Raw genomic sequence first — 25,246 nt, forward strand, 5'->3', positions numbered from 1 at the left:
GATGCGCAGAAGCCGCGCGGTACGGCCAAGATCAGTCACAGGAAAAACAATGCCTCCCCCCTTGAGGGATGGAGGCGCAAGCGCCCTCTCCATCTTTATGGCTTATGGGCTACGTGATGGCGCTTCGCCAATTCAAAGCACGGCTCGGTTCACCCAGTGGTTAATGGGAAAGCGAAAGACCTCACCGACAGAAATTCCTTGCGCAAATAAAAAAAACCATCCAGAGATGGGTGTTTCGCAAATTAACTAATTTCCCATCCAGGCAACACCTGGGAAATCGCCGGAGTCTCTCACACCGCGTGCGACATCAAGAGGTAAATTAAATTCAATATTAACCCGTTGAATTTCGTTACCGGCAACTACACGCCTTCCAATCAACATAATCAATCCGCCATCCTTATCAACCTCGCGGGAGCCCGAAAAATATTCGACATCTCCACTTTTCAGCTGCACGCGCATTTTCACCTCTACCAAGTGCATTCCTGCCGTCGTCGGTTTAACGAGCACAGCTGCCGAAACCACATTTTTATCTAGCAAAACTGCGGGCGGCTCGCTTTGAAAAATGCGGTTCTCCTTGACCCGAAGGTGCCCATCTTCCCATGCTGGTGGCGGATTCAGAGAAGTACAGCCTCTTTGGTAAATCCAATTCGCATTTTTCCACCACGGGTTTATCGGAACACAAAGCGGCGTAGTCCCATCCTCAATCGCAGGCGCCAGCACTTGCCACTGAGAATTACCTATGGTGGGAGAGAGAGGCTCTTTACTCGTACGAATCGAAAATGCGAACCAACCCACTGAAACGAACCAGATCAAAAATAAAATCGCCACCAACTTCTTCGAGAGACGCAGATCCCAATGCATCTCAAGCATGCGACCGAGATGACAAAACACCCCACACATCAACAAAATCGATCCAAAAAAACCAACAATGGTATGCCTATAAATCGGAATACCCAACAGCTTCACCGCATTGACGGTCCATGAATCACTCAATGCAAAAGCGTTCAACAGGAAGTTAAAAAACGAAAGGCACAACCCAACCAAAATCAATGCATTGGCAGTAGATTTTTTCAAAACAATCAAATATAAACTGAGCGATAGAATAATCAATCCCACAAGCATGAAGATGGATTTTTTAAGCACCAAAATTGGGCCTACCGCGAAAATCCCCAAAAAGCCTAAAAAATACTTAATGGCAGCGAGTATTTTCACCCCCAAAACTACCTCGTTCTCCCTAAACGGCATGACACCTGACTGAGAGCTGATGATCATTTGCACGCATTGGATCAATCCCATCAAAAGGGCGGCGAATGCGATCATGCGAAACCTAGATCGACTGACAATCGCCACGATAACCATTGCGGGCAAAGCGGCGAGAAGCGCAGGTTTAGACAACATAAAGATGGGCGCGAACCAAGCCCACCACGGACTCTCATCCGCCACATCTACCAATGCAAGCGCAGTGACAATTGCCACAAAAAAAGCAGCAAAATAACTAAAATTTATAAAGGTCTTTGTTTCAAAATCTGCAACTGCCAATACCGAAAATGCGACAAAAAACCGCAGCAAGTCACTGTTTGCCAATTTCCTAAAAGGCGCCAAACAAAATACGCCAACCAACATGGCCGAAAGCAAAACCGATGACCAAGTATAGAAATATGGAATCCAGGCGGCGGAAATCCTAAATTGATTTCCCAAAAAAGCAAGCAGCCGCTGAGGAAAGGGAATGTACCCGGCATCCGTTGAAAACAGCTTATGCAAAACTGATGGTGAATCGGCGTGAGCATAGTAGTTGGTAGCCATCTCGGCCCACATTTCACCGCCCAGCATCCAGTTAGGCTGCATCACCAATTGGCCCATCAAGTAGAGCAAAACTAAGGCAGCAAACAACCACCCGGGGCGCCGATCAGGACTCAGATCGGCGCGTGACGGTAATGCACTGACAGCGAACAACTCATCACGCATTTGGCGAAGTCGCTCCACGTTTTTCATACCGGACGAGAGCTCACGTTTGTCGCACTTTTTGCCAGAGTCATCCTATATTTCTCAGCATCCCAGTTCAACAACTCCGCAATTTGGTCGCCTGTCAGAACATTCAATTTACATTCGGGTTGCTGCCGCACCAAGACATCGAAGTAACACCGAAGTTGGGCCTTTTTTGCTTGTGTAAACGACGACTTGGCAAAAACTCCTTTTTCATTAATAAAAACAATTTCAGGAGAAGAATCGCTATGGCAATTTTCGTTCTGAAAAGTCTCACCCGATGCGTAGACGTGGGCAACAGGTCCAAGAAAAACGACATGATCTGGATACAAGGCCCAGTCGGATTGCAGTCTACGAAAAAGCCTGTCATCCAGCGCCAATTGCTGAATCCCTATGTCATCGACGGGCATATAAGAAGATACAGCACTAGCCGCAGAAAATGGCAGAAATTCAGCATCCTTCATAATTCGCTCACACCTAAGGCACGTCAGTAGGTTAGAAAGCAAATCATCGATTTCCGCGATGCTCTCTCCTCCCAACACTACGCCATGATTTGCCAGGAATATTACATTCACGTCCGGGCGGCCCCTCAAAACCTTTGCCGTCGCACGCGCAAGACACTCTCCCGGCTTCAGATACTCTATCGCCGCAAAATCAACAACTCTCCTCAAGAGGGCCTGTAAATCATCAAGATAATTTTTTCGAACCAAGTGCGCCAAGGCTTCTACGGCATGCAGATGCAAGACAATTCGATGCGGCATTAATGCATGCAGCATGGTCTCAATAGAAGGCCTTAGTGTGAAATCTCCTACAACTCTGGGTGTTTCAGAAAAACAATCCCGCGCAATGGCCGCATTCAGCCCGCTCAAGTCAACCGGAACAAAGATATTTTCCTTTTCAGCATTTGACAGCCAAGTTCCAGAAGCTTTAATCCAAAGCGTATCGCCTTCCTTCCAAGAAGCGTTCCCTCCAGCTCCTTGAACCAGCAGCGGGTCCGTGCCAATCTTTGCGCAGTAACTCCGGACATCATGTTCCATTGCAGTTCTAGAGCCAATCATTTCAGCCACCTATTTTTCTAAGCAAGTGTCGCAGCTCAGAAAATTCACCAAATGTAGCATCGGCTTCGGCCAAACCCTCACCTACTTTTACTCCATGATGAATTTTTTGAAGCGTCACAGCATTGATTTTTTCGCGCGCCCCTTGTATATCGTTGATAGCGCTATCACCGATCATCCAAATACAGGCACCCTTCGGCCGCATTTTTTGTAGTGCAATTTCAAAGGGTGCTTCGTGTGGCTTATCGAATCCAGCCTCTTCGCTCGTGACGATATAATCGAAATAGTGATCAAGACCAAAATATACTACCTTTCTAAACTGAATCTGCGCAGTCAGATCTGTAACAATGGCAGTAGGAATACCCAGCAGACGAATATCATCCAACAACTCCTTGACTTCGTCAAATAGAATTGCATTGCTCAGAAATGTTCGCCAATAGGTTTGCTCAAAATCGAGCGCCAGAAGCACCTGGGAACCCAATCCCATGATCTCCAACATCCTCTGCAAATAAAGTAACCGACTATGGGAAGATGCAGTATTTTTTAGACGCTCTTTAACTTCTGATCGGGCTTGACTAAACGCTTTATCAAAATCATCTGCAGATATTGAAAAGCTTTTTGCAGCCTTTTGCCGGATCGCTTGCTGCGCTGCGAAATGCGCGGGCTCATACGGATATAACGTATTATCCGTGTCAAACAAAATCGCATCGGGAAGACGATCAAATCGCCCATTATTAATAATCTTCATTTAATAAATCGCGTAGTCAGAGCTTGATTAATATGGGTGAGCGTGATCAATTGCATCAACCCCAACATACCATCCTGCCATATTGGCGAAATATCTAGAAAGTCACGAACACGAGGGCATAGAATTTCCGCAGCCATGGCAACATCCTCAGCAGATGTTTCTCCCTCAATTGTGAGTTGCACGTCCGAGCCGTCATCGCTCATGACAACATCAACATGCAAGCCACAAACGCCAACGAGAATTCGATGAATAGTAAGTTCGTTGAACCCATTCCTAGTATTTACAATTAATTTCAAACGAAGCGGATGTTTATCATCCACACCTTCTAACATTCCAGGATGAATCGGCTGCAGAGAAAGGACCAAATCCGCATGCTTGGATTGTGGTCGAATAAATTGCTCGGAATCCGGTTCTCTTTTCTTGAATGACCCCAAGACCTTGTCCAGCGTGTGCCCACGCTGGTGCACGTCACGTCTTATCTTGAAATAGCGACGCAACCCTTCATCAATCTCAAGATATATTTTGAGATTATAACAGTCTCGAAGTGCACGAAGGTACAGTGCGTGTAATCCACTCGCAATGATAAAATCATTGCTGTGAAGCACAAAGGGCCTGCTCATTTTTCCTGTTTTATGATCATAATGCCGCAAGAGGATGTTTTTTCCATCCGATAACGAGACAAGATCGTTACAAAATCCTTCTAGGTCATTCGCCATGGGATTCAAATGTGTCATTACCTGCCACATCGGCCTCTGCCTGTCCCACAAGTGATAATCGTCACCTGAAAGCTTGACTGTCGAGTGGTCACCGAACAATGCTGAAATCGCATCAGCGAATGTATCTTTGCCCGCCCCAGAATCTCCCGCAATTCCCACAACAAAAGGGTTGCGGCTAAGGCGAAAGAAATCGTTTCGACTGATAGTTTCCCTCCAAATTCTGATGGCAAGAATTCCACCGATTGCAGCCATCATCGTGTAAAGAAGCGATGCTGCGTGCCCACTTAATGGAGTGGTAATGGGAAACAAGCTGGCAAGCGCGAATTTATTGCCATTCGAGAAATGCAAAGGTGTTAATAGCAGAGCGCTTGCCACGTATACCACTGAAAATGCCCCCACCAGCAAGACCGCAATGCGACCACTCATCGCTTGATAGAGAACAAGGAATGGAATGCACCATACAAACCACCCGGGTGAAGAAGGTGTTAATACGACAACGAGCAAAAATGACATTCCAATAGTGGCTTGAAACAGCTCAAAATTCAGACGCCGCACTCGCCATGTCAAGTAAAGGACTAGCAGGTAAGTCAAGGGGACAATAAAAATGTAAACATTACCCGCAAGACCTACCGCCAGCTGGTATATCTTTTCCATTTCTGGATTGTTCAACAGCATCTGCATGCCCGCAGATGAGAACACGAAGGCGCCACCGAGCACAAGAACAGCGAGGGAAAAGCCACCGGCGAACTCCAGTGCCCGCTGCCTAAGAGCGCGATTGTGGATTAAATAGATCGCAAAAAATGGAGCGGCCACGATCATGCTCAATTTTGCTGAAATTGCGACTGCCAAAAGTGCCCCACCCCATCTTAAATCCACTCTGCGCACACAAAGCATCGAAAGAACCAAGAACAAGGCAGGGATTAGATCATTTAAACCAAACCCATAACTCGCAACAATAATGATGGGGGACAGCCAATAGGCCAACAAAATTAATTTTTGTTGATTGGGAAGTAGTTTTCGAAGCGTCAGCAACAAACAAAAATCAGCGCACAGCAGTGTGAAATCATAGGCGTATTCCAAAGGAGCGCCAATGACCTTCGCCGCAAACACAGAAGGGAGGAACGGCAGCCACATTGCATATCCATAGGGAAAAGCAACTAGGTCACCGCCCTGGTTCATCCAGACCGACCAGGGGTCGACAGTTAATACCGAGGTGCCTATATCCAGGAATGGGGCATACCAGTTTGCGATGGGTAGTGGGCTCAACGCAATTATCAGCACCACCCGTAGCATCAGCCCTAAAAGAAAAAATGGATGTATAAACAGCTTTTTCATTTGAAATTAATCGTGGCTTCCCAGAGGTCAGGGCGTTTAGTGCAAACAGCATCTGCCACGATGTGTCGCTCCGTCAGAAGCGATGCCAGTTCGGGAATTTCCACAGTAGCGTCTCGGCCTTGAAGCTCGGGAGAAACAAGGCAAAGTTTGAATCCAGCATCTTTTAATCTGCCCGCTTCTTCTTCTTCCAATGAAAAATGCGTGAAGCAGTCCACCCAGACCCAATCAACTTTACCAGCCAAAGATAGTGCTGTTTCGATGGATTCAAATTCTGAAACTCGTACCGCGCAACGTCTTTCGCCAGCATTAGACCACTTAATCATAAATGGAAACGATTGATCTAGAAAGAAATAATTAGATATGCCGTTGGATTTCATCAATGAGATGAGATATGGCTCCAACCCCTCTTCTTTCACATTGAGTATAAGAGTGCCGTGTCGATATAGACCAATCCACTCCTCGAAAGATTCCCCGGGCTTGCAGGGATCATGGTGGATAATAAGTTGCCCATGATCCGTTCTGACGTCAACTTCCACACCATACTTCGAATCGGTCGATATCAACTCTGTTATTGTGTTACGACGATGAGAGATGATTTCCATCATTTGGCTCTTTTCCTCAATTGGAAGCTGAAATCAATGGTTCTTTTTATAAATTTTTTCTTTGCTGCCCAATTTATATTCCAGTGCGAAAAGCCATGCGCTCTCTCGCCAAACGCAACCGGAAAACGATACACCTTGATCTTTTGCTCCTGAGCTTCATAGTATGCATAAAGATCAAGGGAAAAATCTGTTGGAGCACTTTCCCAAGATTCAAAGAATCTTCGCGAGAACATTGTTGGCTGGGCATTGATGTCCCACATCGGACGCATGAGAAGTACTGTTTCAAACATACTCATTCCAACAGTAAAAAATACATCCATAATGGGCCGACCATAACGGCGCCCTTTTACGAATATATCTTCTCCATGCTTTTCAAACAGATCAAGACCGGAAAGCACGTCCTGGGGGTCTGTTTGCATATCGGCATGAGTCCATCCTAGTAGGCTTCCTCGCGCCGCCTTCAGCCCGGCAATAATACCGTATCCGTATCCTTGATTGATTTCAACACGAGTACTTCTGCACCCGCGATACGAGGGAAGCAACCGATCGAGCACCTCACTCGTATTGTCAGTGGAACCATTGTCCACGAGAATGACCTCAATATTCTCACCTTCTGTCAGTGTCTTGCAGCGATCCAGAAGTAACGGGATATTTTTTGCCTCGTTATAACAGGGAATGACCAAGGAAAATTTCATTGAGGCCTCCCCGCAGGGCGACTGCGGAAAACGAAAAATTTCATACCCAAAAAATTAAGACAAGCCGAAAACCCTGTTGCAACAATGAATGCAATATTTATTACAAAAGTATTTGCTCTAAAGAATTTCAGCATCAATGAGTTGACAACAACATTGGCAAGAAGTGTCCCTGCATATAACATTGCGAATCGCCACATAGTGCCGGATACCTTCGGCTTATGACCAAAGGTCCAGATTCGATTCGCGAAGTATGCAAACAAAGTTCCTGCCAAAAATCCAATTGTTTTTGCCATTTCGACCCTGGTCAATTCCAAAGCGACAATACTGCGGTAAGTCAAAAAATCCAGGATAACTGTAGTCACGCCGACAACCAGAAATATCGTCAACTCGCGTCTAAGCATGCGGATCTTTCGGCAATTCGGGAATGATTGCTTGGTAGCCTCGCTCTAGGACCGCCACTTGCTCGGGAGGTATGCGGGGGTCTAGGCCCAGCCGATAAGGGTGGCTCGTCCATTTGTGAAAACAGGATTGCCAGTATTCGAAAGTTTTCAGATCCGCCGGGGTACCCCAGCATAAGTAACTGTCTACCTCAAAAAGATGGCATCGCAAGCCGAGCGCGATCGCGTCATTAATGAGGGAATCAATATAAAATTCGCCGTTAACCCGGCCATCACGCTCAAGGAGTCGCTCGTAGGCGCGTCGGTAATCCGCTTCACGACGGAAGGTGAAAGTTCCCAAGACCACGGGGTCAGAGGCAGGCGCATCCAGTGGTTTTTTTACCGAAATATGCTTGACTATGCCATCTTCTGCATCTATCCATCCGAACATATTCGGATGACGCGTGGCGTTCGGATATGACCGGATACCCCAAACAATCACGTCGACCTGAGGATCGTTTGCAAGCCTGGAGAAGATATCCATATCATAGAGCGCTCCGTTGTCACAAGCACCAATGGTGATTGGAGTCATGCTTTGCCCTCGCTCTTGCACCAGTGCCTCCACACCAATTGACGCGGTACATGCTTGGCCTTCCGTAACATGATCGACTTTTTTAATGATCGCGTCGGGATATAGGTTTTTTAGCTCATCAACTATATTCTCGTATCCTGCCATATCCGATCGAAGGACAAAAACGTGCTGCTCTGCGCTGGGGAGATCATGAGTAGCCTGAGCCACCATCGATCGACCCGAGACTGGAATAAGAGGCTTAGTCTGGACGTAACCCTCGTTCACAAAACGCTGGCCCAATCCAGCCATGGGGATTACCAGAGCCCCACGTGGGACAGATTTATTCTTCGGTGGCGCAATCAAAGCTTTGAATACTCTTGACCAGGCATTGTATTCTTCAACATCCTCGGGTGTACCCCACTGCATGAAGTGCTGCAATGGATAAACTGCTACCGATTTTCCATCTTCAACCAGTACTTTGCAAGAAAGGCTTACATAATATTCGCCCCCAACATTCAGATCCCGATCAATCACCGCGTCAAATGCCCGGCTCATAAGCTGTGCAGATGAAAAATAATATGTACCACTTGATGCATACTCATTCATGCGGTCGGATGTGTATGGTTTCTTTTCCTGGATATCCTGCATCCATCCGTCTTTTTCGAGCATGTATGCGTAGTTTGTATTCCCCAACGAATGCGGATGAAATCCTTTATAGGCTGGTACAGCTCCTGAACAGCCCGTCTGTTTAACAAAGTCCTTAAAGTTATGCCAATCCCAGTAACACGTGAAATCACAATAATTAATGACTACTTCCTGCTTTGGGTCAAGCAGATGTGCAACTTGACGAATCGCATTTACCGGACCGAGCTTGTGCGGCGGTATGCCAACAATTTTTCCTGATGGGCAATATTGCCGCAAAATTGCTTCCATACGGTATGATGGCTCATCCAGATGTGCCTGATTGCAGATAAAAACGAAGTTTTCTTCACCCGGGAACATGTCAATGACATGCGCCACAATCGGTTTTCCTTCAATTTCTATCAGTGGTTTCGGAACTTCATAACCGGCGCGACGAAATCTTTCTCCAAAACCTGACATAGGGATAACTATTTGCAAAGTTCGCCTCTTAATGTTTAAAATTCTCATGCAATATGCGGGTCCAGCAAATTGCGACATGCTCTCTTCATCCCACTAACACACTTATCGTGCAGAGAACTGCGCAGTTCAATCTTGTGCCGGCCGACACCGGTTATCAATCGGTCTATGGACAAGGCAGACACCGTTCCCCCCACAGTGGTTGAACACCCTCGGAGAGGACTGGCAAGTTGCACATAGGGTGATCTCACGGACATGCATAGACTCACATGCGGTAGAGCCGCTCATTGATTTCGAACGCATGCGCCCCAGTCCTGTCCGCAGCGCTTCCCCTAGGGTTTGCCAGATGTCACGACTTGCTTGATCATAGCTTCGGAGCAGCCTGCCGAAGCCTAAGACCATCGGCGCGTGCTGCGCCTGTCTCGTTCTTCTCCTCCATGCCGCACAAAGGGCAAGAGGCATGCAGCAAGCGGAGAGAGTCCTCCAGGTCAATATCTCGCTTTCAACGTCGACCTTATGTCAAGCGTTCGACGCTACTCGATTGGTTTTACGCATTTTTTGCTTTTATTGCCATCAGTTTCGTTAAATTGCTGCACAGGAGTTGGAGTACAAAGCTGACAGTGGTAAATCGCTTGTTGTTAAACAGGTACTGACAACAACGGTTCGCCCGCCGTCCCAAAACGATGACTGTGGGTGGAGCCAGTTCCGAACGCTTACACTGGCGCGCCACTGACGCCATGCATGCACTTGCGTCCCTCGTTAGATTACTAAGGAATTCCGTGCGCCTCTCCTCTTCCCTCATACTTGCCGGCTCGCTGGCCGCTTCATTTTTCTGCGCGCACGCTCGGGTTCAGGGCCCGGTGACCACGGCCAGCGGCCTGGTCTATGAGTCCCTCAAGGAAGGCACGGGCGAATCGCCCAAGGCCACCGACACGGTGAAGGTGCACTACAAGGGCACGTTCCTGGACGGCAAGGAATTCGACAGCTCCTACAAGCGCGGCGAGCCCACCGAGTTCCCGCTCAACCGCGTGATCCCCTGCTGGACCGAAGGCGTGCAGCGCATGAAACCCGGCGGCAAGGCCAAGCTGACCTGCCCGGCAGCGATTGCCTATGGCGAGCGCGGCGCTGGCGGGGTGATTCCGCCCAACAGCACGCTCAACTTCGAGATCGAGCTGATCTCGGTGCGCAAGTAAGAAGACCCATGCTGCTGAAGGTCGGTGACCTCGCGCGGCGCACCGGCCTCACGGTGCGCACGCTGCACCACTACGACGAAATCGGGCTGCTCAAGCCCTCGGGCCGGTCGGACGCCGGCTACCGGCTGTACAGCCAGGCCGACGTGCAGCGGCTGCATGGCATCCAGACCATGCGGCAGATGGGCCTGCCGCTCAGCGACATCGGCGACCTGCTGGTGGGCGACACCATGGCGCCCGAGCGCATCATCGGCCAGCAGATCCGCGCGCTCGACCAACAGATATCGCAAGCCACCGAACTGCGCGGCCGCCTGACCATGCTGCGCGATGGCCTGATGGCAGGGGCCGAGCCCGACATGGGCAACTGGCTCGAAGCGCTGGCGCTCATGACGACCTATGGCAAGTACTTCAGCTCGGCCGAGCTCAAGCAGATCTTCACCAACTGGAGCCTGATCGAAGCCGACTGGCTGGTCGTGAAGGACCTGGTGCAGAGCGCCATGGACCGCCAGCTGCCGCCCGACGCCCCGGAGGTGCAGGCGCTGGCGTACCGCTGGATGGCGCTGATGCTGCACTGGATGGGCGGCGACATGGACCTGCTGGAGCGCTGGGGCCACATGTTCCGCACCGAGCCCACCACCCACGGCCGCAACCATGCGCCGCCGGGCGAAATGATCGAGTACGTCGAAGTCGCCATCAAGCTGCGCATGAACCTGCTCGACAAGTACCTGACCCGCGACGACCTGCGCGCGCTGGGCCATGTGCCCCACACCCAGTGGGCGGCGCTGGAGGGCTCGGTGCAGCAACTGCTGGCGCGCGGAGTGGCCCCGCAGCACGCCGACGCTGCGGCGGCGGCACAGCGCTGGGATGCGCTGTTCGGCCAGCTGACACGCAACGACGCGGCGCTGCGCCAGAAGCTGCTCACCGCGTCGATGCAGGAGCCCTTGCTGCAGGCGGGCTCGCCACTGAGCGCGCCCGTGCGTGCGTACCTGCACGCTGCCCTCGCCCACGTGCATGCCGCCGCTGCGGGGCCAGCCGCACCACCCATCCGTAAAAAAACAGTAAAAATCGCTTGACCCTCACGCAACGTGAGGCTTGACAGTCGGTCTTCTGACAGACCGACCCATGACTGCCGACCCTTCTTCTCCCGTTCTCCCCGCGTCCCCTGCCGCCGCAGGGCGCCTGCACGCGCTGGACCACCTGCGCGCCACCATGATGTGGCTGGGCATCGTGCTGCACGCTTCCATCGCGTACATGGCAGCCCCCTCGCCCCTGCCCTGGCACGACGACCTGTCCACGCCCGTGGCCGACCTGCTGGTGGCGGTGATCCACGCGTTTCGCATGCCGCTGTTCTTCATCCTGGCGGGGTTCTTCGTGGCACTGCTGGTGCAGCAGCGTGGGCTGGCCGGCATGGCCCGCCACCGCGTGCGCCGCCTGGGCCTGCCGTTCGCGGTGTTCTGGCCGCCGCTGTTCATCGCCACCACCCTGCTCGGGCTGATGTTCCTGCACCGCATGGCGCACGGCACCTGGGGTGTGGACCGCAGCCTGCTGCCCCGGGGCCCCAACGTTCCGCAAGGCCCGCCCACCATGCACCTGTGGTTCCTGTGGATGCTGCTGTGGCTGACCCTGCTCACCCCACCGGTGTGGGCCATGGCCCGGGCGCTGCCACAGTCCGCGCAGCGCGGCCTGCAGGCCATCGCGGCATGGCTGTGCGCATCGCCGGTGGGTGGGGTGGTGCTCACGCTGCCGCTGGCCTGGATCGGCGCGCACTACGACCACGGCATCGTCACACCCAGCGGGTCCTTCCTGCCGCCGCTCGCGGAATGGGTGCACAACGGCCTGTTCTATGCATTCGGCCTGTGCCTGTACGCCCAGCGGCGACGGCTGATGGCGCGCTACGAACGGCTGTGGCCGGTGTTCGCCGCCGCGGGTCTTGCATGCTTCATGGTGACGGGGTTTCTGTCGGAGATATTGGCCCAGCCCGAAGCATCGGCCTTTGCGCTGGTGCTGCTGACCGGTGGATTCACCGACGTGCTGGCCGCGCCCGTGTCGGCCACCCGGCACCTCCAGTTCTGGATGGCGCTGGCCTACAACGCCGCGTCCTGGCTGTGGAGCTTTGCGCTCATCGGCCTGTTTCTGCGGCATATGGCGCGGCCCAGGGCCTGGCTGGCCTACCTGGCAGACAGCGCGTACTGGGTGTACCTGGTGCACCTGCCGCTGACGGTGGGCTTTGGCGCGCTGCTGTACGGCGTGCCGATCCCCGCGACGGCCAAGATCTTTCTCAACGTGCTGGCGACCACGGCCCTGTGTTTGGCCAGCTATCACCTGTGTGTCCGCTTTACCGCGGTGGGCCAGTTGCTCAACGGCCACCGCCATTCCCGCCCCTACCCTGGAGAACCTGTCCATGCCCACTGACACCCCCACCCGCGACAATCCGCCGCCGCGCGCCGAGCATGCCCGGCCCGCACCGGCAAGCCCGGCAGGCCCGGACCAACGCGCCGCATTGCTCAAGGACCGCAACTTCCGCTGGCTGACCGGCGGCGCATTCCTCTCGATGCTGGGCGACCAGTTCACGCTCATCGCCCTGCCCTGGCTGGTGCTGCAGATGACCGGCGACACGCTGGTGCTGGGCACCGTGCTGGCGCTCATCAGCGTGCCGCGCGCGCTGTTCATCCTGATCGGCGGCGCGCTGGTGGACCGCCACTCGCCCAAGCAGGTGCTGATGATCACCAAGTACATCAACCTGGTGCTGCTGGCCGTGCTGGCCGCCCTGGTGCTGGCCGGCAGCCTGACGCTGTGGATGGTGTACGCGCTGTCGCTGGGCATTGGCCTGGCCACGGCGTTCAGCATCCCGGCGGGGGTCGCGATGATGCCGCACGTCGTGGCCCGCCACCAGCTGCAGGCCGCCAATGGCGTGAACCTGGGCCTGCGCCAGCTCACGATGTTCCTGGGCCCGCTGCTCGCGGGCCTGCTCATCGCGCTGTTTGGCGACGCCGCCACGGCCGGCGCCGGCGGCCATGGCGGCACCCGCGCCAACGCCACCGGCATTGGCCTGGCCTTCGCGCTGGACGCACTGAGCTTTGTGCTGTCGGCCTGGACGCTCTCCAAGGTGCGCACCCACGGCGGCACGCCGCAGCCCGCGGCGGCCCCGCAGGCCGTGCTGTCATCGGTGGCGCAAGGCCTGGTGCATTTCTGGCGCGACGGCGAGCTGCGCACCTGCTTTCTCTACTGGAGCGCCATTGCCCTGTTCATCATGGGGCCCATCCACATCGCCATCCCGGTGCTGGCCAGCAGCACGCCGCAGCTGGGCGCGGCGGCCTTCGGCATCATGGTGGGCGCCCATGGCGCGGGAACATTGCTGGGCATGGTGGTGTCCGGCATGGTGCCCCGGCTGCGCATCGGCAGCCTGGGCATGACCATCCTCGCGTTCGATGCGGTCATCGGCGCCCTGTTCATGCCCATGGGCCTGATCACGGCCGTGTGGCAGGGCTCTGTGCTGATGCTCGCCATCGGCCTGCTGGGCGGCTTCATGCAGGTGAGCGTGTTCACCTGGATCCAGCAGCGCGTGCCTCCCGCGCTGCTGGGCCGCGCGATGAGCCTGTTCATGTTCATCTTCATGGGCCTGGCACCCATCTCCGCCGCCGTCACGGGCTGGGCGATGAAGAGCATCACGCTGGCCCAGCTGTTCGCGGCCAGCGGCGGCACGCTGGTCGTGCTGGCGGCGCTGGCCTTCGTGCTGACGCCCATGCGCCGCGTGAGCGATGCACCTGCGGCGGTGCGCTGAAATGCCAGAACCCGGCCGCACCCAAGGAAGGGGGCGGCCGGGAGGGTCGGTGCACGAGGCCTGGGACAAGCTGCCTAGCGCAGGCGCACGCGGGAAACCCCGCCGGGCTCAGACCTCGGTCACGAACTGCTCGCGGGGGCGGCGCACCTTCTTCAGGCTCACCAGCCAGTCGCCCTCCTCGGCACGATAGCCCAGCGGGAGAATCGAGACGCTGCGCAGGCCGCGTGCACGCAGGCCCAGGATCTCATCGAGCGCGCTGGGGTCGAACCCCTCCATCGGCGTGGAGTCCACCTCCTCGAACGCGGCGGCAATCAGGGCCGCGCTCATGCCGATGTAGGCCTGGCGCGCCGCGTGCTGGAAGTTCACCTCCGCATCGCGCTGGGGGTAGCTGGAGAGCAGCATCTGGCGGTAGTTTTCCCAGCCCTCGTTCTTGAAGCCGCGCTGGTCATTGGTCAGGTCGAACATCATGTTGATGCGCTCGGCCGTGTAGTTGTCCCATGCCGCGAACACCAGCAGGTGGGAGCCGTCGGTGATCTGCGCCTGGTTCCATGCGATGGGCTGGATGCGCGCGCGCACGGCGGGGTCGGTCACCACGATGATCTCGAAGGGCTGCAGTCCGCTGGAGGTGGGGGCGAGGCGCGCGGCTTCGAGAATGCGCTCGACCTTGTCCTGCGGCACCGCCTTGGCGGGGTTCATCTTCTTGGCGGCATAGCGCCATTGCAGTTTGTTCAGCAGGGGCTGGGCGGCCGCAGTGGTATCAAGGGTGGTCATGGTCGAATCCTGTGGTGAAAGGGTATTTGCAGGGCATGGGTGACAAGGGCCCGGTGTAATGAACTGTAGGCAAACACCCCCGGTTCGGTAAGCCATCCCCGGGAAAAGCATTGTTCCCATTTGGCCAACAATCGGCCCTTGAAATGCGGGTTACCGGTCCGTGCCCGCTCGCGTGCGCCGCTTCGCGGGGGGTGCCCTGCGGCGGCTCCCTTGTGCGTCCAGGGTTACGCCGTGGGCCCCCCAGGGGCCAGGCCTCACGGGCGTACACTTGCGCGCATGCGCCCCGGGCGGCCCCGGCTGGGCGCCCCACCACGCCCGCGCCTGCCTCTCCTTCACGTTGACGCCACGCCCCCTTCATGAGCGAACCCGACCTGTCCTTTCTGGATCCTGCCCGCCGGATGCCAGCCCATGCGGCGGACACCGCGGGCCCAACCGTCGTGCGGACGGCGCCGCCTGCCGCGCGGGAGGGCTCGCCGGCCGACAGCCTGGTGGCGGAGCTGCGGGCCTACCAGGCCGAACTCGAGAGCCAGAACAAGGTCCTGCGCTACAGCCAGACGGTGGCCGAAAGTGCCTACGAGCGCTTCGAGACGCTGTTCGCCAGCGTGCCGCTGGCCCTCATGGTGGTGGACGAGCACGATCTGGTGGTGCAGGCGAACTCCATGGCGCACCGATCATTCCAGCCCACCGAGCGCGACCGCCCTCTCTCGGCGCTGATGCCCTTCGTGCGCGCGCAGGACGCCAGGCGCGTGCGCGAGGCCTTCGCGCTGGCGCGGGACCTGGGCCGCAGCGAGGCCAAGGAGGTCGTGTTTTCCATCAATGCGGACACGCGCATCACCGGCGACCTGCACATCGCGCACATCGAGGCACCACAAAGCAACGGCCCGCCGCTGCCGCAGTTCCTGTGCGCGGTGATCGACCAGGGCCCGCTGCTCGCGGAACGCCAGGCGCTGCAGCACAGCGCGGCCACATTGCAGCAGCGCAACGAGCAGCTGCACGCGAGCGAAAGGCGGCTCGAAGCCGTCATCAACTCGGCGCTGGACGCCATCATCTGCGTGGACCAGCACCGGCGCATCACGGTCTTCAACCCCACAGCGGCCGCGCTGTTCCAGTGCAGCGCGAGCGATGCGCTGGGCAGCACCCTCGACCGCTTCCTGCCCGATGCCGCCCAGGCCCTGGCGTTTGCGCAGCTCACCACGCAGGCCATGCTGGGCGAGATGACCGCCCTCACCGCCAGCGGCAAGGAGCTGGCCGTGGAAGTGAGCGTCTCGTTCGAGCGCCACGCCGAAGGCGAAACCACCACCGTCTTCGCCCGCGACCTCACGGGCCGCAAGAAGGCCGAGGCGCACCGCAACGAACTCGAGGCGCAGCTGCGCGAGTCGCAGAAGATGCAGGCCGTGGGCACCATGGCCGGCGGCATCGCGCACGATTTCAACAACATCCTGGGGGCCATTCTGGGCAACGTGGCGCTGGCCCAGGCCGACTGCGCGCCGGGCTCTCCCGTGCTGGTGAGCCTGGGGGAAATCGACAAGGCCGGCCGCCGCGCGCGCGACTTGGTGCGCCAGATCCTCACCTTCAGCCGCAACGAACCGCCACAGCGCTCAGCCGTGTCGCTGGCCGAGGTCGTGCACGACACCGAGCGCCTGCTGCGCGTGACCCTTCCACCCGCCATCGAGCTGCACATGCAGCTGCAGGCGGGCCTGCCGCCTGTTCTGGCGGATGCCACGCAGGTGGAGCAGGCGCTGCTCAACCTGTGCACGAACGCGGTCCACGCCATTGACACGGAGCGCGGCAGCATCCATGTGGAGGCGGCCACCGTGCAGCCCGACCAGCGCCTGAGCGAACGGCTGGGCCTGGCGCCCGTGGACTACGTGGCCCTGTCGGTGCGCGACAGCGGCCCGGGCATGGATGCGGCGACGCTGGAACGCATCTTCGAGCCGTTCTTCACCACCAAGCCGGTGGGCCAGGGCACCGGCCTGGGCCTGGCGGTGGTGCATGGCGTGATGCGCACCCATGAGGGCGGCGTGGACGTGCACAGCGCGCCGGGCCAGGGCAGCCGGTTCACGCTGTATTTCCCGGTGGCCGCCGCAAGCGCCGCCGCCGAGCCCCCGGTGCCGATGCCGGCAGCGACGGCCCCCGCCCCCGCCGCCGCGCCGGACACACCAGAGCCCCCAGGGTGCGAGCCGCCCCCGAGAAAGCCCCATGTGATGTACGTGGACGATGACGAGGCCCTGGTGTTCCTGGTGCAGCGCCTGCTGCGCCGCCGCGGCTACGAAGTCAGCGGCTTCACCGACCCGCACGAGGCCAAGGCAGCTCTGAACGCGGCGCCCGATTGCTACGACCTGCTCGTGACCGACTACAACATGCCGGGCTTTTGCGGCGTGGACCTGGTGCGGGAGGCCCGCCTCATCCGGCCCGACCTGCCGGTGGCCCTGGCCTCGGGCTACGTCACGGCCGAGATCGAACAGGCCGCGCTGGCCGAGGGCGCGCAGGCGCTGATCCACAAGCCCAACGACGTGGAAGAGCTTTGCGCCACCGTGCAGCGCCTGGTGGGCGGCGACGATGCCGCCCGGTGAAGGCCCCTCCGAGCCCGCGGCCCAGGCGTGCGCGCCTGGAGCCGCCGCCTGCCCCGCCCCACGGGCGCTGTACGAGGACGCGGACCTGCTCGTGCTCTGCAAGCCGTCGGGCCTGCTGTGCGTGCCCGGGCGCGGCCCGGACAAGCAGGATGCCTTGAGCACCCGCGCCCAGCAGCACTGGCCAGGGGCGCTGATCGTTCACCGGCTGGACCAGGCCACCTCGGGCCTCGTGCTGATGGCGCGCCACCTGGAGGCCCAGCGCCGCCTGAGCCGTGCCTTTGCCGAGCGCACGGTGCACAAGAGGTACCAGGCGGTGGTGCGGGGATGCATGGGCCAGGGCGCGGCCGACCCCGCGGCATGGCAGGAGATCGACCTGCCCATCGCCGCCGACTGGGCCCGGCGCCCGCTGCGGGTGATCGACGCCACGCAGGGCAAGCCCAGCCTGACCCGCTGGCGCGCGCTGAGCTGCGACCTGGCCGCCCGCACGACGCGGGTCGAGCTTGCGCCCGTCACCGGCCGCACCCACCAGCTGCGTGTGCACCTGGCGGCCGTGGGCCACGCCATCCTGGGAGACGCACTGTATGCCGACGCGGCCACCCGGGGCCTCGCGCCGCGCCTGCTGCTGCATGCCAGCCACCTGGCCTTTGCACACCCGGCCACCGGAGCGCACCTTGCCCTCGAATGGGCGGCGGATTTTTGACCCCGCGGCCGGTACCGCCCGCCGCTACAGCCGCGCCGGCGCCACGGGCCGCGACATCGCCCATTGCACCGCCAGGATGCTGGCCAGCACCACCAGCATGCCGGCCAGCGACACGCCCGTCATGGCCTGGCCCAGCAGCACCCAGCCCAGCAGCACGGCCGTGACGGGGCTGAGCAGCCCGAGCGACGACACCGCCACCGACGGCAGGCGCGCTATGCCGCGAAACCACAGCGCATAAGCCAGCAACGCGCCCGCGATGCTCAGGTAAAGATACCCGCCCACCTGGGGGGCGGTGAGCGCGGGCAGCGGCGGGTCCACCAGCCAGGCCAGGGGCGCGAGCATGATGCCGCCGGCCAGCAGTTGCCACCCCGTGAACGCCAGCACCGGCAGGTCGGACCGCCAGCGCCGCGACCAGAAGGTGCCTGCCGCCATGCACACGGTGCCGACCAATGCCGCGCCGACGCCCACCATGTCCCACCGCGCACCGGGCGACAGCAGCAGTGCGGCCATGCCCAGCACGCCGGCCGCGCCCGCGCCCAGGGCCAGGGCGGGCGGGCGGCGGTGATCCAGTGCCCAGGCCAGGCCCATCACCACCAGCGGGCCCACCGCGCCCACCACGGCGGCCACGCCGCCCGGCAGCCGGTAGGCGGCCACGAACAGCAGCGCCTGGAAAACGCCGATGTTGAGCGCTGCCAGCACCATCAGCCGCCGCCAGCCCACCCAGTCGCCCCACGCCGGCCAGCGGCGGCACCACAGCACCAGCAGCAGGCCCGCGGGCAAGGTGCGCAGCAGCGCGGCGGTGAAGGGCCGGTCGGGCGGCAGCAGCTCGGTGGTGACGATGTAGGTGGAGCCCCAGATGACCGGGCCCACGGCCGTGGCGAGCGCATCCAGCCAGGGAGAGGTGCGGGTGCTTTGCATGGCAATTTATCTTCAAATCAAGATAAAAATACTCTACCATACAATCTTGAAATCAAGATAAATCGATCACAAAGCCCATGGCCACCCCACGCCAGCCCGACGCCGTAGATGCCATCCTGGCCCAGTGGAGCCGCGAGCGCCCCGACCTGGATGTGAGCCCCATGGGCCCCATCGGGCGCATCAAGCGCTGCGCCGCGCTGCTGCAGCGCAGGCTCGACGAGACCTTTGCCGGGTTCGGACTGAGCTTCTGGGAGTTCGACGTGCTGGCCACGCTGCGCCGCAGCGGCGCGCCCTACTGCCTGGCGCCGACCACGCTGTTCTCCACCCTCATGGTCACCTCGGGCACCATGACGCACCGCATGGGCAAGCTCGAGGCCCAGGGCTGGATCACGCGCCTGCCCAACCCCGACGATGCGCGCAGCTCGCTGGTGCAGCTCACCGCCGAGGGGCTGGCGCTGATCGACCGCGCTGTCGAGGCCCACGTCGCCAACGAGCACCGCATCCTGGCGCCGCTCAAGGCTGCCGACCTCGCGGCGCTGGACGCGCGGCTGTCGCTGCTGCTCGCGGCGCTGGAGCCTGCCGGAGACAGCTGAGCCGGGCGTCCCGCAGTACGATGGGAGGATGCCTCATACCCACCTCTACATCCTCACCGGCGCATCGCGCGGCATGGGGCTGGCCATGGCCCAGCAACTCCTGCGCAGCGGCAACACCCTCATCTGCATCGCGCGCAGCGCCAATGCGGACCTGGCCACCGAAGCCAAGGCGGCGGGCGTCACCCTCGAACAATGGCAGCAAGACCTCTCGCAGGGCGAGCAGGCGGCGCACAGGCTGCAAAGCTGGCTCGCGGCGCAGGGCCCGCAGGTGTTCGCGAGCGCCACGCTCATCAACAACGCGGGCGTGATCCCGCGCATCGCCCCCCTCTCGGGCAGCGATGCCGCCGACCTGGCCCATGCCCTGCGCGTGGGCCTGGAGGCGCCCATGCAGCTCACCGCCGCCTTCCTGGGCGCGACGGATGCCTGGACGGTGCCGCGCAAGGTGCTCAACATCTCCTCGGGCCTGGGCCGCCGGGCCATGGCCTCGCAGGCCGCGTACTGCGCCGCCAAGGCGGGCATGGACCATTTCACGCGCTGCGTGGCGCTGGACGAAGCCATCAAGCCCCAGGGCGCCAAGGTATGCTCGCTGGCCCCCGGCGTGATCGACACCGACATGCAGGTGCAGCTGCGCGGCGCCGCCCCCGAGGCGTTCCCGGACCAGCAAAATTTCGCCAACCTCAAGACGGGTGGCCAGCTCACATCGCCTGCCGACGCCGCCACCCGCGTGCTCGCCTGGCTGGAACGCGCAGACTTCGGCACCAACCCGGTGGCCGATGTCCGGGACGCCTAGAGCCCCAATACTCCTGTTTTTATAGCTGCCAGCGCTTTATGGACAAGCGCTAGCGGCCAATTTTATCTGAAACCCATCTGAAAGGACCTCCCCATGACCCGTGAAGTCGTCGTCGTTTCCGCAGTGCGCACCGCCATCGGCACCTTTGGCGGCAGCCTCAAGGACGTGCCCCCCACCGAGCTGGGCGCGCTGGTGGTGCGCGAATCGCTCGCGCGTGCCAACGTGGGAGGCAAGGACGTGGGCCACGTGGTGTTCGGCCACGTGGTCAACACCGAGCCCAGGGACATGTACCTGTCGCGCGTGGCCGCCATCAACGGCGGCTGCGGCGAAGGCGCGCCCGCCTACAACGTCAACCGCCTGTGCGGCTCGGGCCTGCAGGCCATCGTCAACGCCAGCCAGTCCATCCTGCTGGGAGACACCGACGTGGCCATCGGCGCCGGTGCCGAGAACATGAGCCGCGTGCCGTTCGCCAGCCTGAACATGCGCTGGGGCGCGCGCATGGGCGACACCAAGATGGTGGACATGATGATCGGCGCGCTGCACGACCCCTTCCACAACATCCACATGGGTGTGACGGCAGAGAACATCGCCGCCAAGTGGGGCATCAGCCGCGAAGACCAGGACAAGCTGGCGGTAGAGAGCCACAACCGCGCCGAGCGCGCCACGCAGGCCGGTGTGTTCAAGGACCAGATCGTGCCCGTTACCCTGAAGAGCAAAAAGGGCGATGTCCAATACGCCACCGACGAGCACTTTCGCCCCGGCGCCACGATGGATGACCTGGCCAAGCTCAAGCCCGTGTTCCTCAAGGAGAACGGCACGGTGACGGCCGGGAACGCCTCGGGCATCAACGACGCCGCCGCCGCCGTGGTGCTGATGGAAGGCGGTGCCGCCAAGGCCCGCGGCGCCAAGCCCCTGGCCCGCCTGGTGGCCTATGCGCACGCCGGTGTGGACCCCAAATACATGGGCATTGGCCCGGTGCCTGCCACGCAGCTGGCGCTGAAGAAGGCGGGCCTCACCGTCAACGACCTCGACGTGATCGAAGCCAACGAAGCCTTTGCCGCCCAGGCCTGCGCGGTGACCAAGGATCTGGACCTGGACCCGGCCAAGGTCAACCCCAACGGCTCGGGCATCTCGCTGGGCCACCCGATCGGCGCCACCGGCGCGCTCATCACCGTGAAGGCGCTGCACGAACTGCAGCGCGTGCAGGGCCGCTACGCGCTGGTGACCATGTGCATCGGCGGCGGCCAGGGCATCGCCGCGATCTTCGAGCGCATCTGACCCGTGCCGCCCGGCCTTGCCATCGCCAGTGGCGATGTTGCCACCCTGTATCGGCAAGGCCAGCCCCGCGCAGGATCGGCGATCATCCGTGGGTGCTGGCACCAAGACCAGCAGAGCGGAGCGCGCCTGCGCGGCCGCCTGTCCATATTGAACCGACGGAGACATCTCTCACCATGATTCGCACCCTGCTTTCCTTCACCGCCCTCGCCTTCGCCGTGGGCACCACCGCGCACGCCCAGGCCCCCGCACCGGCTGCAGCCTACCCCACCAAGCCCATCCGCCTGATCGTGCCCTTCCCGCCCGGCGGCGGCACCGACATCCTCTCGCGCCTGGTGGCCACCAAGCTCACCGAAAGCGCCAAGTGGACCGTGGTGGCCGACAACAAGGCGGGTGCCGGCGGCACCATCGGCATCGGCGAGGCCGTCAAGGCAGCCCCCACGGGCTATGACCTCGTGATGGGCCAGAAGGACAACCTCGTGATCGGCCCCTGGCTCTACAAGAACCTGCCCTGGGACCCCACCAAGGACCTGACCGCCGTGGCCCACGTCGCCTACACGCCCGTGGTCATCGCCACCAGCGTCAACTCCAAGTACAAGACCCTGGCCGACGTGGTGGCCGCCGCCAAGGCCGCGCCCGGCACCATCACCTATGGCTCGCCCGGCAACGGCACGTCCATCCACCTGGCGGGCGACCTGTTCGAGAAGGCCGCGGGCGTGAAGCTGAGCCACATTCCCTACAAGGGATCCAATCCCGCGCTGATGGATGCGCTGGCGGGCAATGTGGACCTGCTGGTCTCGTCCCTGCCCTCGGCCATGGGCCAGATCAAGTCCGGCAAGCTGCGCCCCCTGGCCGTGACCTCGGCCAAGCGCAGCTCGTCCCTGCCCGAGGTGCCCACCGTGGCCGAGTCGGGCTTCAAGGACTTCGACGTGAGCACCTGGTACGGCGTGTTCGCCCCCGCCGGCACGCCGGCCGCCGTGGTGAGTGCCATCAACGCCGAGATCAACAAGCTCCTGGCCACGGCCGACATGAAGGCCGCCATCCATGCCCAGGGCGCGGAGCCGGAAGCCATGTCCGTCGCGCAGTTCGGCACCCTGCTCAAGACCGACTACGCCAAGTGGAAGGGCATCGTCGAAGCCTCGGGCGCGAAGATTGAGTGACCCCCTGAGGCGCTTCGCGCCTTCCCCCTGAAGGGGGACGCACCCGGTGGCTGGCAAAGCCAGATCCACGGGTGCACTGGCGAAGGGCGTGCCTGTTCCACGAGCTGTGGAATGTGGGATGCGCTGGTGCGCGGCGCCATCGAGAACTGAAATGAAGAACGGCTCCTTTCGGAGCCGTTCCTCATGGGGGATGGCGCTCAGTCCCTCACGACCAGCACCGGGATGTGCACCACGCCCAGCACGCGCTGCGTGACGCTGCCCAGCACCAGCTTTTCAAGCCCGCGGCGGCCGTGCGAGCCCATCACGATGAGATCGGCGCCCGTGCTTTCCAGCGCGCGCAGGATGCCTTCATGCACTGCGTGGCCTTCGCCCACCACGGTGGTCACCGGCACGCCAGCCTCGGCCATGGCCTTCTTGGTGGCATCCAGGGCGCTGTTGGCCTCGGCGGTGGCCGCGTTGATGTACTGGGCCTGGCCGTAGGCGAAATCAGCCCCCACGCCCGTGAAGGGATAGGGATCGACCACGTAGACCGCCGTCACGGCGCTGCCAAAGGTCTTGGCCAGGGCCGCGGCCTTGGAGACCGCGAGCATCGAGGTGTTGGAACCGTCGACTGGAACCAGAATGTGCTTGAACATGGTGCTTCTCCTTGAGTTGAGTGTGGGACCTGGCTTGTGGCCCGGCCATGGACATCAGTTTGAACGCCCACCATACCGCGCATCTTGATTCGCATCAAATCGGGCGCACTCCCTTGCCGGCGTTCAGCGGCCCGCAGGGGCCTGCCCGACCACATCCGCCCCCTGGAAACCACCCCGGCGGCAGGTGACCACGAGGGTGTCGCGATACCCCCCCTCGGCCAGGGGCTGGATGGGCGTGGATTCATGGATCATGCGCGCGTCGTCCAGCAGCAGCAGGGACCACGGCTCGGTCAGCGTGAAGCGCTGGCCGCTGGGGCCCGCCGCCTCGAACACCCGCGTCTCGCCGCCCTTGATGCCCTCGCGCCCCACGAGGAACACGGCCACCAGGTCGACGCCGTCGCGGTGGGCGCCCTCGGGGGTGGGCCGGCCAATGCCGTCGGTGGTGTCGATGCGGAACTGGTGGGCCTCGACGAACCAGGATGCAGGCGCCTCGGAGCGCGCAAACACGGCATCGGACACCCCGGCCAGCGCTGCCAGCAGCTGCTGCCACACCGGCCGGGCGACGGTGGCGGGCTCCATGGGGGCAAACCAGCGCTCCATGCCGCCATGCAGCGCGTTGTACTCCACAGGCTGCCAGTGCGCGCGGTGCGGCACCTGCCGCACCTGCCCGTCCTGCACCACAAAGCAGGCATGGCGGCGGCGGCGGTAGCGCCCGCCGTCTTTGAGGAAATCATCGGGGGGCAGCCCCGCCCAGTCGCCGTTCAGGCCCAGCAATTCCGGCAGGGCGCAGCCCGTCCAGCGGGCCACGTCCGCCGGCGACAGGACGGCAAAGCCGTTCTGCCGCAGCTGGCTGGCGACATCCTGGGGGGCGGTGAAGGGGGGAGAAAAAGTGACTTGGGCCATAGAGGCCCGAGCTTAACCGCTGGTGCCGGCACCGCGTCTGCGATGGCGCAAACGCGGTGCAGCGCGGCGCGGCCTTGCAGGGAGGTGCGCCGCGCGGTCCGTCAATCAGTCAGTCGCGGTGGCCATGTCCATGGCCCTTGCCATTGTTGCCGCGGCCCCGGTCATGGTCGCGGTCCTGCTTGCCGCCGTGGCGATGGTCGTCATCCCACCGGCGGTCATCGCGGCCAGGGCCCCGGTGCGGAGGGCCACGGCGTGGTGGCGGCTCCTGCACGAAGTACACCGGCTGGCTGCACGCGTTGTAGCGCGCACAGTGCTTGCCCCAGTTCTTGGCATGGCCGGGCGGCACGTAGAGGTAGATCGGCGAGCGCGGCACCACGACCGCGGGGCGGTGGATGATGACCGGCTCGGCATACAGCAGCGGCGGCGGTGGCGCATTGCCGATGTTGATGCGGCCGTACACGCCGGGGGCCAGCTCGCCGCCCACCGTGGCATTGATGTAGGTCTGCGCATGCGCGCCGCCCGCCGCGGCGAGCAGCAGCGCGGCCGCCGCGCCAGACAGGAGGAGACGGATCGTGGACATCGTGGTCATGGTTGTGGTTTTCATCGGGAACTCCTTGCTTGTACCGCCCGGAACAGCACACGATGTGCGGCTGCGGTGCGCGGACCCTGATTTGTAACAAAGCCCGCCCTACCCTAAACCCGAATCCGCGCAAAAGATGTAAGCAAATGGCGACAGAACCGGGCTGCCCGCCGCCGCCCCACGCCGCCTGAAGCAGG

Annotated in this window: 23 protein-coding genes; 10 read left to right on the top strand and 13 right to left on the bottom strand. The window is 60.6% G+C overall.

Going from position 1 to position 25,246, the window contains the following annotated elements; translation table 11 throughout:
• Positions 1 to 246: 246 nt before the first annotated feature.
• From AC07OD_RS26460 to AC07OD_RS26495, 8 genes are read right to left on the bottom strand one after another with little or no spacing between them, the layout of a single operon-like run.
• Positions 247 to 1,992, bottom strand: coding sequence for a hypothetical protein (locus AC07OD_RS26460; protein ID WP_494598398.1), 1,746 nt, complete (start codon positions 1,990 to 1,992; stop codon positions 247 to 249).
• On the bottom strand, positions 1,989 to 3,041 hold the full coding sequence (locus tag AC07OD_RS26465; RefSeq protein WP_494598441.1) for a class II aldolase/adducin family protein: 1,053 nt from the start codon (positions 3,039 to 3,041) through the stop codon (positions 1,989 to 1,991). Before AC07OD_RS26465 ends, AC07OD_RS26460 begins: the two co-directional genes overlap by 4 nt.
• A 1-nt stretch (position 3,042) precedes the next feature.
• Positions 3,043 to 3,786, bottom strand: coding sequence for an HAD family hydrolase (locus tag AC07OD_RS26470; RefSeq protein WP_218295227.1), 744 nt, complete (start codon positions 3,784 to 3,786; stop codon positions 3,043 to 3,045).
• Positions 3,783 to 5,837, bottom strand: coding sequence for a uridine kinase (locus AC07OD_RS26475; protein WP_494598399.1), 2,055 nt, complete (start codon positions 5,835 to 5,837; stop codon positions 3,783 to 3,785). Before AC07OD_RS26475 ends, AC07OD_RS26470 begins: the two co-directional genes overlap by 4 nt.
• Positions 5,834 to 6,439: a phosphatidylinositol-specific phospholipase C/glycerophosphodiester phosphodiesterase family protein gene (locus tag AC07OD_RS26480; protein WP_218295229.1), complete on the bottom strand. Its 606-nt coding sequence runs from the start codon at positions 6,437 to 6,439 to the stop codon at positions 5,834 to 5,836. Before AC07OD_RS26480 ends, AC07OD_RS26475 begins: the two co-directional genes overlap by 4 nt.
• Entirely contained in the window at positions 6,439 to 7,134 is a 696-nt protein-coding gene (locus AC07OD_RS26485; RefSeq protein WP_492255272.1) for a glycosyltransferase family 2 protein, read from the bottom strand. Before AC07OD_RS26485 ends, AC07OD_RS26480 begins: the two co-directional genes overlap by 1 nt.
• Positions 7,131 to 7,535, bottom strand: a complete 405-nt coding sequence (locus tag AC07OD_RS26490) for a GtrA family protein (protein ID WP_492910575.1) — start codon at positions 7,533 to 7,535, stop codon at positions 7,131 to 7,133. Before AC07OD_RS26490 ends, AC07OD_RS26485 begins: the two co-directional genes overlap by 4 nt.
• Positions 7,528 to 9,183 (bottom strand): sugar phosphate nucleotidyltransferase, encoded by a 1,656-nt coding sequence (locus tag AC07OD_RS26495; RefSeq protein ID WP_494598400.1) that lies wholly within the window; start codon positions 9,181 to 9,183, stop codon positions 7,528 to 7,530. The genes AC07OD_RS26490 and AC07OD_RS26495 overlap by 8 nt, the downstream gene beginning before the upstream one ends.
• Before the next feature lie 776 nt (positions 9,184 to 9,959).
• Here AC07OD_RS26495 and AC07OD_RS26500 point away from each other — a divergent pair.
• The 4 genes from AC07OD_RS26500 to AC07OD_RS26515 are packed head-to-tail and all read left to right on the top strand — an operon-like array spanning position 9,960 to position 14,151.
• Complete coding sequence (locus AC07OD_RS26500; RefSeq protein ID WP_370628486.1) at positions 9,960 to 10,373, top strand: FKBP-type peptidyl-prolyl cis-trans isomerase; 414 nt, start codon at positions 9,960 to 9,962, stop codon at positions 10,371 to 10,373.
• A gap of 8 nt (positions 10,374 to 10,381) precedes the next feature.
• Complete coding sequence (locus AC07OD_RS26505; RefSeq protein WP_494598401.1) at positions 10,382 to 11,443, top strand: MerR family transcriptional regulator; 1,062 nt, start codon at positions 10,382 to 10,384, stop codon at positions 11,441 to 11,443.
• A gap of 49 nt (positions 11,444 to 11,492) precedes the next feature.
• Complete coding sequence (locus tag AC07OD_RS26510; protein WP_492255269.1) at positions 11,493 to 12,782, top strand: acyltransferase family protein; 1,290 nt, start codon at positions 11,493 to 11,495, stop codon at positions 12,780 to 12,782.
• Positions 12,772 to 14,151 (top strand): MFS transporter, encoded by a 1,380-nt coding sequence (locus AC07OD_RS26515; RefSeq protein WP_494598402.1) that lies wholly within the window; start codon positions 12,772 to 12,774, stop codon positions 14,149 to 14,151. The genes AC07OD_RS26510 and AC07OD_RS26515 overlap by 11 nt, the downstream gene beginning before the upstream one ends.
• A 108-nt stretch (positions 14,152 to 14,259) precedes the next feature.
• Here AC07OD_RS26515 and AC07OD_RS26520 read toward each other — a convergent pair whose 3' ends face one another.
• Positions 14,260 to 14,922, bottom strand: coding sequence for an NAD(P)H-dependent oxidoreductase (locus AC07OD_RS26520; protein WP_492809033.1), 663 nt, complete (start codon positions 14,920 to 14,922; stop codon positions 14,260 to 14,262).
• A gap of 356 nt (positions 14,923 to 15,278) precedes the next feature.
• Between AC07OD_RS26520 and AC07OD_RS26525 the strand changes: the two genes are divergently transcribed.
• Positions 15,279 to 17,495: a hybrid sensor histidine kinase/response regulator gene (locus tag AC07OD_RS26525; RefSeq protein WP_494598403.1), complete on the top strand. Its 2,217-nt coding sequence runs from the start codon at positions 15,279 to 15,281 to the stop codon at positions 17,493 to 17,495.
• Positions 17,482 to 18,195, top strand: a complete 714-nt coding sequence (locus AC07OD_RS26530; protein WP_494598404.1) for an RluA family pseudouridine synthase — start codon at positions 17,482 to 17,484, stop codon at positions 18,193 to 18,195. The genes AC07OD_RS26525 and AC07OD_RS26530 overlap by 14 nt, the downstream gene beginning before the upstream one ends.
• A 24-nt stretch (positions 18,196 to 18,219) precedes the next feature.
• Here the strand turns inward: AC07OD_RS26530 and AC07OD_RS26535 are convergent, their stop codons facing one another.
• Positions 18,220 to 19,113: an EamA family transporter gene (locus AC07OD_RS26535; RefSeq protein ID WP_494598405.1), complete on the bottom strand. Its 894-nt coding sequence runs from the start codon at positions 19,111 to 19,113 to the stop codon at positions 18,220 to 18,222.
• A 77-nt stretch (positions 19,114 to 19,190) separates the two neighbouring features.
• On the opposite strand from AC07OD_RS26535, the gene AC07OD_RS26540 reads away from it, so the two are divergent.
• The 4 genes from AC07OD_RS26540 to AC07OD_RS26555 all read left to right on the top strand — a co-directional run bounded on the left by AC07OD_RS26540 (position 19,191) and on the right by AC07OD_RS26555 (position 22,931).
• Positions 19,191 to 19,706, top strand: a complete 516-nt coding sequence (locus AC07OD_RS26540; protein ID WP_218295240.1) for a MarR family winged helix-turn-helix transcriptional regulator — start codon at positions 19,191 to 19,193, stop codon at positions 19,704 to 19,706.
• Positions 19,707 to 19,734: 28 nt separating this feature from the next.
• On the top strand, positions 19,735 to 20,496 hold the full coding sequence (locus AC07OD_RS26545; protein ID WP_218295241.1) for an SDR family NAD(P)-dependent oxidoreductase: 762 nt from the start codon (positions 19,735 to 19,737) through the stop codon (positions 20,494 to 20,496).
• A gap of 93 nt (positions 20,497 to 20,589) precedes the next feature.
• Positions 20,590 to 21,774: a beta-ketothiolase BktB gene (gene bktB, locus AC07OD_RS26550; RefSeq protein WP_494598406.1), complete on the top strand. Its 1,185-nt coding sequence runs from the start codon at positions 20,590 to 20,592 to the stop codon at positions 21,772 to 21,774.
• Positions 21,775 to 21,947: 173 nt separating this feature from the next.
• Positions 21,948 to 22,931: a tripartite tricarboxylate transporter substrate binding protein gene (locus tag AC07OD_RS26555; RefSeq protein ID WP_492255263.1), complete on the top strand. Its 984-nt coding sequence runs from the start codon at positions 21,948 to 21,950 to the stop codon at positions 22,929 to 22,931.
• A gap of 197 nt (positions 22,932 to 23,128) precedes the next feature.
• Here AC07OD_RS26555 and AC07OD_RS26560 read toward each other — a convergent pair whose 3' ends face one another.
• The 3 genes from AC07OD_RS26560 to AC07OD_RS26570 form a co-directional block, all read right to left on the bottom strand.
• Positions 23,129 to 23,566 (bottom strand): universal stress protein, encoded by a 438-nt coding sequence (locus AC07OD_RS26560; protein ID WP_218295244.1) that lies wholly within the window; start codon positions 23,564 to 23,566, stop codon positions 23,129 to 23,131.
• Between the two features lie 123 nt (positions 23,567 to 23,689).
• Positions 23,690 to 24,469, bottom strand: coding sequence for a 2OG-Fe dioxygenase family protein (locus tag AC07OD_RS26565; protein ID WP_218295245.1), 780 nt, complete (start codon positions 24,467 to 24,469; stop codon positions 23,690 to 23,692).
• A gap of 109 nt (positions 24,470 to 24,578) precedes the next feature.
• Complete coding sequence (locus AC07OD_RS26570; RefSeq protein WP_218338732.1) at positions 24,579 to 25,073, bottom strand: hypothetical protein; 495 nt, start codon at positions 25,071 to 25,073, stop codon at positions 24,579 to 24,581.
• Positions 25,074 to 25,246: the final 173 nt, after the last annotated feature.

The organism is Acidovorax sp. GW821-FHT10E03, from assembly GCF_059415205.1.

Bases quoted from the DNA above. Each gene is read 5' to 3' on its own strand.
- AC07OD_RS26505 (WP_494598401.1), top strand. From the start codon at position 10,382: ATGCTGCTGAAGGTCGGTGACCTCGCGCGGCGCACCGGCCTCACGGTG.
- AC07OD_RS26555 (WP_492255263.1), top strand. From the start codon at position 21,948: ATGATTCGCACCCTGCTTTCCTTCACCGCCCTCGCCTTCGCCGTGGGC.
- AC07OD_RS26570 (WP_218338732.1), bottom strand. From the start codon at position 25,073: ATGAAAACCACAACCATGACCACGATGTCCACGATCCGTCTCCTCCTG.
- AC07OD_RS26525 (WP_494598403.1), top strand. From the start codon at position 15,279: ATGAGCGAACCCGACCTGTCCTTTCTGGATCCTGCCCGCCGGATGCCA.
- AC07OD_RS26465 (WP_494598441.1), bottom strand. From the start codon at position 3,041: ATGATTGGCTCTAGAACTGCAATGGAACATGATGTCCGGAGTTACTGC.
- AC07OD_RS26565 (WP_218295245.1), bottom strand. From the start codon at position 24,469: ATGGCCCAAGTCACTTTTTCTCCCCCCTTCACCGCCCCCCAGGATGTC.
- AC07OD_RS26485 (WP_492255272.1), bottom strand. From the start codon at position 7,134: ATGAAATTTTCCTTGGTCATTCCCTGTTATAACGAGGCAAAAAATATC.
- bktB (WP_494598406.1), top strand. From the start codon at position 20,590: ATGACCCGTGAAGTCGTCGTCGTTTCCGCAGTGCGCACCGCCATCGGC.
- AC07OD_RS26480 (WP_218295229.1), bottom strand. From the start codon at position 6,439: ATGGAAATCATCTCTCATCGTCGTAACACAATAACAGAGTTGATATCG.
- AC07OD_RS26535 (WP_494598405.1), bottom strand. From the start codon at position 19,113: ATGCAAAGCACCCGCACCTCTCCCTGGCTGGATGCGCTCGCCACGGCC.
- AC07OD_RS26520 (WP_492809033.1), bottom strand. From the start codon at position 14,922: ATGACCACCCTTGATACCACTGCGGCCGCCCAGCCCCTGCTGAACAAA.
- AC07OD_RS26490 (WP_492910575.1), bottom strand. From the start codon at position 7,535: ATGCTTAGACGCGAGTTGACGATATTTCTGGTTGTCGGCGTGACTACA.
- AC07OD_RS26530 (WP_494598404.1), top strand. From the start codon at position 17,482: ATGCCGCCCGGTGAAGGCCCCTCCGAGCCCGCGGCCCAGGCGTGCGCG.
- AC07OD_RS26495 (WP_494598400.1), bottom strand. From the start codon at position 9,183: ATGTCAGGTTTTGGAGAAAGATTTCGTCGCGCCGGTTATGAAGTTCCG.
- AC07OD_RS26470 (WP_218295227.1), bottom strand. From the start codon at position 3,786: ATGAAGATTATTAATAATGGGCGATTTGATCGTCTTCCCGATGCGATT.
- AC07OD_RS26460 (WP_494598398.1), bottom strand. From the start codon at position 1,992: ATGAAAAACGTGGAGCGACTTCGCCAAATGCGTGATGAGTTGTTCGCT.
- AC07OD_RS26540 (WP_218295240.1), top strand. From the start codon at position 19,191: ATGGCCACCCCACGCCAGCCCGACGCCGTAGATGCCATCCTGGCCCAG.
- AC07OD_RS26510 (WP_492255269.1), top strand. From the start codon at position 11,493: ATGACTGCCGACCCTTCTTCTCCCGTTCTCCCCGCGTCCCCTGCCGCC.
- AC07OD_RS26515 (WP_494598402.1), top strand. From the start codon at position 12,772: ATGCCCACTGACACCCCCACCCGCGACAATCCGCCGCCGCGCGCCGAG.
- AC07OD_RS26560 (WP_218295244.1), bottom strand. From the start codon at position 23,566: ATGTTCAAGCACATTCTGGTTCCAGTCGACGGTTCCAACACCTCGATG.
- AC07OD_RS26475 (WP_494598399.1), bottom strand. From the start codon at position 5,837: ATGAAAAAGCTGTTTATACATCCATTTTTTCTTTTAGGGCTGATGCTA.
- AC07OD_RS26545 (WP_218295241.1), top strand. From the start codon at position 19,735: ATGCCTCATACCCACCTCTACATCCTCACCGGCGCATCGCGCGGCATG.